At 60.6% G+C, this 6,831-nt stretch carries 8 protein-coding genes; 4 read left to right on the plus strand and 4 right to left on the minus strand.

Annotated features, from left to right (window positions below; translation table 11 throughout):
- The 4 genes from C486_RS00340 to C486_RS00355 form a co-directional block, all read right to left on the minus strand.
- Nucleotides 1–2,514 (minus strand): WD40 repeat domain-containing protein (locus tag C486_RS00340; protein WP_152419092.1); only part of this gene is annotated, 2,514 nt, incomplete at its 3' end.
- Nucleotides 2,515–2,516: 2 nt separating this feature from the next.
- On the minus strand, nt 2,517–3,359 hold the full coding sequence (locus C486_RS00345) for a hypothetical protein (protein ID WP_008451672.1): 843 nt from the start codon (nt 3,357–3,359) through the stop codon (nt 2,517–2,519).
- 4 nt (nt 3,360–3,363) lie between these two features.
- Nucleotides 3,364–3,714 (minus strand): hypothetical protein, encoded by a 351-nt coding sequence (locus C486_RS00350; protein ID WP_006187021.1) that lies wholly within the window; start codon nt 3,712–3,714, stop codon nt 3,364–3,366.
- Nucleotides 3,715–4,107, minus strand: coding sequence for a hypothetical protein (locus tag C486_RS00355; RefSeq protein ID WP_241432445.1), 393 nt, complete (start codon nt 4,105–4,107; stop codon nt 3,715–3,717).
- A gap of 164 nt (nt 4,108–4,271) precedes the next feature.
- Between C486_RS00355 and C486_RS00360 the strand changes: the two genes are divergently transcribed.
- From C486_RS00360 to C486_RS00370, 4 genes are all read left to right on the plus strand, one after another.
- The gene (locus C486_RS00360; protein WP_006187019.1) at nt 4,272–4,499 is read left to right on the plus strand and encodes a hypothetical protein; all 228 of its coding nucleotides are present in this window, start codon (nt 4,272–4,274) and stop codon (nt 4,497–4,499) included.
- A gap of 126 nt (nt 4,500–4,625) precedes the next feature.
- Nucleotides 4,626–4,784, plus strand: a complete 159-nt coding sequence (locus C486_RS21460) for a hypothetical protein (RefSeq protein ID WP_006187018.1) — start codon at nt 4,626–4,628, stop codon at nt 4,782–4,784.
- Nucleotides 4,784–6,049, plus strand: a complete 1,266-nt coding sequence (locus C486_RS00365) for a hypothetical protein (RefSeq protein ID WP_008451680.1) — start codon at nt 4,784–4,786, stop codon at nt 6,047–6,049. Before C486_RS21460 ends, C486_RS00365 begins: the two co-directional genes overlap by 1 nt.
- On the plus strand, nt 6,046–6,831 hold a 786-nt coding region (locus C486_RS00370; protein ID WP_008451681.1), incomplete at its 3' end, for a hypothetical protein. The genes C486_RS00365 and C486_RS00370, both read left to right, overlap by 4 nt.

Genomic DNA, 6,831 nt, shown 5'->3' on the forward strand with positions numbered 1-6,831 from the left:
GAGCCAATCGAGGAAACTGCCGCCGTCGCCGCCAACGCCGGGAATCCCGATTGAGCCGTCGTCGGCCCACGCTTCTTCGAGTTGGAACTGTTCGGTGCCCTTCGTGTAGTCGACGAACTCCTGAGAGTCGTAGCTACCGTACTCTGGGGCTCCCCAGTCCTCTCCGCTGGTCGACTCGACAGTGTTGCCGCTCGAGTCCGTCATGTCGTCGGCAGTGAACAGACCGGACTCGAGGCGGACTTCCTCGCTGTTCGGGGCGTCGTACATCAGCGGTTGCTCCGCGATCCCTGCAAAGTCCTCTTGGACCGAGATTGTTGCGAGAGCGCCGGGTCTGGAATAGTCCGATATTGGTTGATTAGTCCAGAGTTCGTTCCCGTTCGGATCAACACCGACCAGAGTTGCATCAGACCCGTTTGCGATAGCAACGAACGCAGAGCCATCGGCCGATCGGTCAACTCCGACGTATCCCTCGGAGTTAGTGTACTCCCACAGCGAGGATTCGTCGTCGGTATCGAATGCCATCAGACTGCTCCCGTTGAGAGCAGCAACGAGCGTTTGACCGTCTCGGCTGTAAGCAACATCATCTGCCCCGGTCCCGACGAGACTGCTGGTCGTCCCGTCGGACAGGTTTACGAGCGTTGGGCCGCCAGTGCAAGCTACGGCGAGTTGCCCGCCGCCGGGACGCATCTCGAGTCCGTTCGGCGTCGATGAGACCGACGCTATCTCCGTATACGAGCCATCCGACGGGTCTACCTCGTAGATCGGATTGCTGTCCGTGGTGCTGGCGAGTGCGTACAGAGGGGACCCGTCAGGAGACACGGCGAGACCCTGCACGGGATCGCCAGAGAGGTCATAGGTCGCCGTGACCTCGCGAGCCTCTGTGTCGTACAGTGTGAGGTCCGAGTAGCCGCCGATGTACAGCGTCGAACCGTCCGGTGAGACTGCAAGGCAGTAGTCGCCGTTGATCCCGGTTCGGAACAGTTCCGCGCCGGTCGTCGTATCGACGGCGATCGTGTCGCCATCGACACCGAGGTATGCGACGCCATAATCAGACGGGTCAGCGACCACGTTGTGAATGCTCGAATGGGTACGGGATTCGGCGATCTCGCCGTCAGTCGAGCCGAGAACAGCAAGGTTCGAGTCGTAGCCGACAATCGCATTATTGAGGCTCTGAGTCCCGTAGGTCTCGCCGATACTCAGGCCGTCAGACGGCAGCGTTCGGGCCTGAAAGACCCCCTCCATCGTCCGACCTTCGACGTGATCCGCAAGCGTCTGGACGGTATCGCCATCCTGCTCGACCGGCTCAAGGCCAGTGTAGCCGCTATACGTGATCGTCGTCGACGAGATTTTGCTCAAGTCCTGTTGCTCCATATTGAGCGTCTGGAGCATTCCCATTCGATACGCATCGCTCGAGACATCGTCTGTCCCGGACATGAACCGAACCTGACCCTCGGCACCGCGAATATCGGACGGGGTGATGTTGCCAGCGTCGAGCTCCGCATAGAGATCGGAGACGAACGACTCGCTGTAGTTGTTGACGACCCGGTCGCTCTCGTCGGTGATCTCGGTGACGATCTCCATCACGTCGGGTCCGGAGAACACCGTCCGCGACGGCAGCCCACCGTCGGCCGGATCGCCGACCGACTGGACCGTCGCCCGAAGGTTCGTTTCCCACGTATTTGTTGAGCTGTCCGCTTCGACGGTGAACACCTCCGCGTCGGAGTCCCACGACTCATGGAACGCGCCGATCGCCTTTTTCGCCTCGTCGACCCCGTCGGTCGTCTGGATGTGCAGTTGCGGCGACTTCATCGTGTGAGTGTCGCCGTTGTGGAGTGTGATCTCCGTCTCGACGCGATCGGGCGAGATGATCGCCTTTTGCAGATCCGTGTTGCTGTTCGACGAGTTGTCGACGAACACCGCAAGGAAATCGTCGGTGATCTCGCTGCTTGCGAGGATCGTGTTCGTGCTGTGAGAGTGCTGCGTCAGGGCCTTGTTGACGACCTCCCAGTGGTTTTTCTCTCGCTGCGCGTAGTAAGACCGAATCGCCTCGAGCGCCGCCTGGTAGGCTTCGCTCGAATTCATCCCATCTTCCCACGCGGAAGCGATGGCGTGTCGCGCCTCGAGTGACGCGACGGTATTCATGTCTTGAAGGTAGTTCTGGTAGGTGATGTGATGAGCGTCGTAGCTCTCCATCTCGGAAACTGACTGCGAATGGATGATCGACTCGTCGGCGGCGACGTCGGTGTTGACTTCGCCGCTCCAATCTGCGACCTCCGTCGCGATAGCCGCGGCCCCGAGTGCGGGACTCGCCACGCCATAGAGGACTCCCTCAGCCGCACTATCTTGGGCCGTCGCGGATCCGCTCGAGGCGGTCGCCCCCGCACCGACCGCGAGCGCCGCACCCATCGCCTGCATGGCCTGTCGCCGTGAGAGCGAACAGCCGGGCTCCGGGACGTGGTCACTCGAATCGGGGTGGGGGCTATCTGCAGCGTCTGCGTCCCTTCGCGCCGCCATGCTCAGTCCCTCCGGCGCATGTAGACGACACCTCCGCCGATGAGCACGATTGCCCCAGCGGCGATCCCCCAGTTGGGGATGCCAGCAGTCGATCCGGACGTGATCGGGGCGAGGATCGATTCGCTTTCGGTGCCGATATCGGCGGTCACGTAGTCTGCGGTCGTCGTATCGGTCGTGTAGACCTCAACCGTGTAGTTCCCCTCGCTGAGGTTCAGCTCGTCCTCGGTCACGTCGAACTCGACGGAGCCGCTCTCGTTGGGTGCGATGCTGACCGTGTCGTAAGCGACCGTCGAGCTATTCTCGTCGAGCAGGTCGACCGTAATCGACGCGTTGCTCGAGGCGTTCGAGTCGACCGAGAGATCCGAGTAGATGAGCTCAGTACTTCCCGTCACTTCGACGGTTTTGTTAGTGACCTCGGCCGCACTGTTTCGATCCTCGGTCGTCGTAAACGAACTCGAGGACAGCATCGAATCGGCCCGCGTTTGATTCGCGGCCACGACTTCCACATCGTAGCTGCCACGATCAACATCGTAGGAGTGGGTCGCCGTTCCCTCTGAATTGAGCGACGCCGTCTGGTTGTCGACTACATTGCCGTCACCGTCGACCACGTAGGTCGTCACTTCGAGCGGGTCCGTATCCAGCGAGGGATCGGTTGCTGCCGTGAGGTCGACGTCGACAGTCGTCGGACCGTCTGCATCGACGGTCGTATCGTTCGCGACATAGCCGGAGTCACGATCGATCTGTGCCGCTGCGCCGCCTGCGATCATGCTCACCGCGAGCATGAGAGTTAGTGTCGCCACGATGCCGCTCCGAATCGTACCGCTGTTGATGTTGATGAATTTCATTGTTTTATCCCTCGTAGACGCCGGTTCTGTAGTAGCTGAACATGTGGATCAGGACGGGAATCCAGGCACCGAGCGGCAACGCATCGATTAGGTTGGGGACCTGAGTCGTGAACTCCATACCAAGGAGGAGGATCCACGAGAGTCCCATGACGATTTTCGACAGGTAGCCCGCCTCATCCCACGTATCGCCCTCGCAGTAGACGTAGCCGATAATCCACGACACCGAAGCCGTAATGAACCCGACATCGGTGGTCGAGTAGCCTGCGAGTTCGAAGTCGATCATGCCGTAGAGCGCCATGACGCTGACGAACAGCGTCCCGCCCGCGATAATGACGATGTCGCGACGGTCGATCATCTACGATCCGCCTCCCCCACTGGTACTGCGTGGGCCACCGAAGGCCATCATCCAGTACGCGAAGAACCCAGTCCCGAGTGCGATCAGCCCGGTCCAGGGATGTTCGTCCTCGATGAGCCGAACCATGAACTCGACCTCGAGGAACAGCCCCCCGAGCACGAGCATCGGGACGGCGACGAGAACGAGTTCCCAATTCCGAATTGAGTCCGGACTGCGGCCAGCGATCAAAATCCCGGCAGCCAATGTCAGGAACGCAATCGGAATCGCGAACTCGGCGATGTCATACACGTTTCCGTTGCCGAGATCCAACTCGGCGACGACAATACCGACTGACCCCGCCATGCCGACAGCGAAGACTGCCAGCAGGACGGAAAGCAGCATTTTCTTTTTCATTGATGTATATCAGTGACCTCGCTCACTGGGGCGAGCGTAGCATCAACTACGCTAGATATGTGGCTCGTGCGTAGAGAACATTACAGCCCGGAATGTACCCACGTTGTTCCAACGCTGTACGTACATTCCTAGGATTTATATGGATAAATTTCGTAGTGAGAACAATGTCAGCCTCCGATGAAGTTCTCGCTGGTGGGATTCGAGATCTCTCCATTCACGGGAACTCAATTCATGTCTCCATTCCGGTAGATGGGGTCAAAGCACTCGGCTACTCGAAAGAGGAACTCGCTGGCGAGAGCGTGATCGTCACGCTGACCGAATCGGGCGAGCTTTCGGCGACGATCCCGCCGAAGGAACCCGACAAACGCCCGCTCGTCGCTGGCGGCGACTAACTCGCTGACGCCGGCCCTCTGCCCGTTCTTCCGTTTTCCTACCGACCAGCAACAGCGCCGCCTCGAGTCACATCCATACGAACCACCCAAACGCATAAGACTATGGCTACTATAGTAAGAACCAGAATGGGAAAGACGACGATCGAACTGTACGAGGAGACGGCGGACGCACTGCACGACCTGAAAAGCCGCGGGGACACCTACGACGACGTCGTCCGGGACCTGATCGAAGAACAGACGGAGACGACAGTCGACGCCCCCGGATCCAACTCGGGGGCCGACTAATGGCTCGAGCCGCCGACGGCGGCGATCGCGCCGCCGAAAGGATCGCTGTCCGGGAGCGACTCGAGGAACTGATCCACGAGGACGACCAGATCCACGGCCTCGCAGTCACGCGTCGGGAGGGCGAGACGATCTACGCGGTCGTGGCTCGGAGCACGACGTGGGACCAGATCGATGACGGCCCGGATCTCGACATTCCGATCCTCGACCTTCGAACGGTCGTCGCGGACTTCGAGGCCGACTCGTTGAAACTGACGGGCAACGGACTCGCAGTGCCTCACGAATCCGGCGTCGCGGACGTGTTGACCCAACTGCTGGCCCGCTCGACGACGAATCTCAACCGGGGCTCGGCGGCGGATGCCAGCCCACTGCTGGTTTCTGCTACCGACGACGTCGATCCCCAGCTCCTACTCGAGCGCGAGATCACGGACCGAGGCGACGACGGTCAAGATATGGGACGGATGAAACGAGAGCCCGGAATCGACCCGAGTCGCGAGTGGGGCTACGGAGCGGGGCCACCGCCGGAGATTCAGCGGCTGATCGACCGATTCGAGGAGATCGGACGCGACCCAAACGACATCTTCATCCGCCTCAGATTCGGGAAGAAAAACCCGTACGATAGTCCCCGAGAGCCGGTTCCCGTCTCCGAACTGAAAGGGAACTACGGCGTCGAGTTCGCAGAGCGCAACGAGGGGCTGCTTGCGTTGGACCTCGATTATCCCGACGAGTTCCCCGAGGACGAAATCGAAATCCCTGAGACGTTCGAAGTGACGAGTCCCCACGGCGACGACTCCCAGCGTCACATCTACCTCTACTGTGAGAACAAAGAGAAGATCGCCGACCGACTCGGCGGCGCGTGGGGGACCCAAGCACTGAGTTGGGGCGACCTCTGGGTCGGTACTCGCTACGTCGTCGGTCCCGGTTCACAACTGTCCGAGTACGGCTGTGATACGGGCGATCACACGGCCGGCGAACCCGGCGGCTGTGAACTGTGCTGCGACCCCGAACGCGGGACGTATCGGATCGTGAACGACACCACGATCGCGACCGTCGACGCCGAGACAATCATCGATCTCATCGACCAGGATCTGGCCGATGTCGATGAACCCGTAGACGATACGGCGGGCGACGAAATCTCGGTCAAAGACGACCTCCCGGAGGATCACGTGCGCTGTAATGGCTGTGGGGAGGCAATCAAAGAATCCGAGGCAAAAAAGATCCCGTTCGCGGGTGAAACGCGGTACATCCATCGGGGGGGATGTGAATGAGCCAATCCGGGAAAACCGATATCACGGACCATCCAGATGCTGTCAGACGGATCGTCGACTCGCAAGTCAGCGATGACTCGACAACTGTTGAGGAGGTCCTGAACGACCTTCGGTCGGTGAGCGATGGGCGAGTGACGCGGGAGCACGCTCAAAGCATTTCGAACTCGATCGTCACCGAGGAACGCATCATTCAGGCGATCGAAGCCTCGGGCGAACTCCCGACGGCGGGTGAGCTCAATGCGATTACGTCGGCCGTCGATGAGTTTGGAATGGGCGATCGGCAATCGGATGTGCTGAATTCGGTGTCGGACCGTGTTGCGACGACCGAGGACTTCGAGGCCGCGATCGAGCGCGACCGGCCCCTGACGCGAGCGGACGCCGAAGCCATGGTCTCGGGTATGGACAAAGAGATCCGCGGGGCCGACCCCCAAGATCTCGCCGACGACATTGTCACCGTCGAAGACGTCGTTCAATCGCCTGATACTGATCCGCGCCGATCCTCCGAGCCCGTGTTCCGCGAGGATGTCGAATCGACCACACGGGACATGAGCGCTGGGAGCGGGCTGGCCGACTCGAGCGACCGCGTCGACGAGGTGGCCCGCGAGGCTTCGCGAGAGATCGGCGCGCCGAGTGAATCCGCTTACAAACGAGCGCAGATACAGGCAGTCAGCGAGACCGTTACACCTGCGAACGAGCCGGATGTCGCAAACGACAGTTCGACGCCGGTCAACGTGGTCCGCGACGAGTCGGGTGATGTGGCCGGTGTCTATGGATCCTCAGCA

The sequence above is a fragment of the Natrinema gari JCM 14663 genome (assembly GCF_000337175.1).
Lineage (GTDB): Archaea > Halobacteriota > Halobacteria > Halobacteriales > Natrialbaceae > Natrinema > Natrinema gari.

Bases quoted from the DNA above. Each gene is read 5' to 3' on its own strand.
- C486_RS21460 (WP_006187018.1), top strand. From the start codon at position 4,626: ATGGGAAAGACGACGATCGAACTGTACGAGGAGACGGCGGACGCACTG.
- C486_RS00365 (WP_008451680.1), top strand. From the start codon at position 4,784: ATGGCTCGAGCCGCCGACGGCGGCGATCGCGCCGCCGAAAGGATCGCT.
- C486_RS00345 (WP_008451672.1), bottom strand. From the start codon at position 3,359: ATGAAATTCATCAACATCAACAGCGGTACGATTCGGAGCGGCATCGTG.
- C486_RS00355 (WP_241432445.1), bottom strand. From the start codon at position 4,107: ATGAAAAAGAAAATGCTGCTTTCCGTCCTGCTGGCAGTCTTCGCTGTC.
- C486_RS00360 (WP_006187019.1), top strand. From the start codon at position 4,272: ATGTCAGCCTCCGATGAAGTTCTCGCTGGTGGGATTCGAGATCTCTCC.
- C486_RS00350 (WP_006187021.1), bottom strand. From the start codon at position 3,714: ATGATCGACCGTCGCGACATCGTCATTATCGCGGGCGGGACGCTGTTC.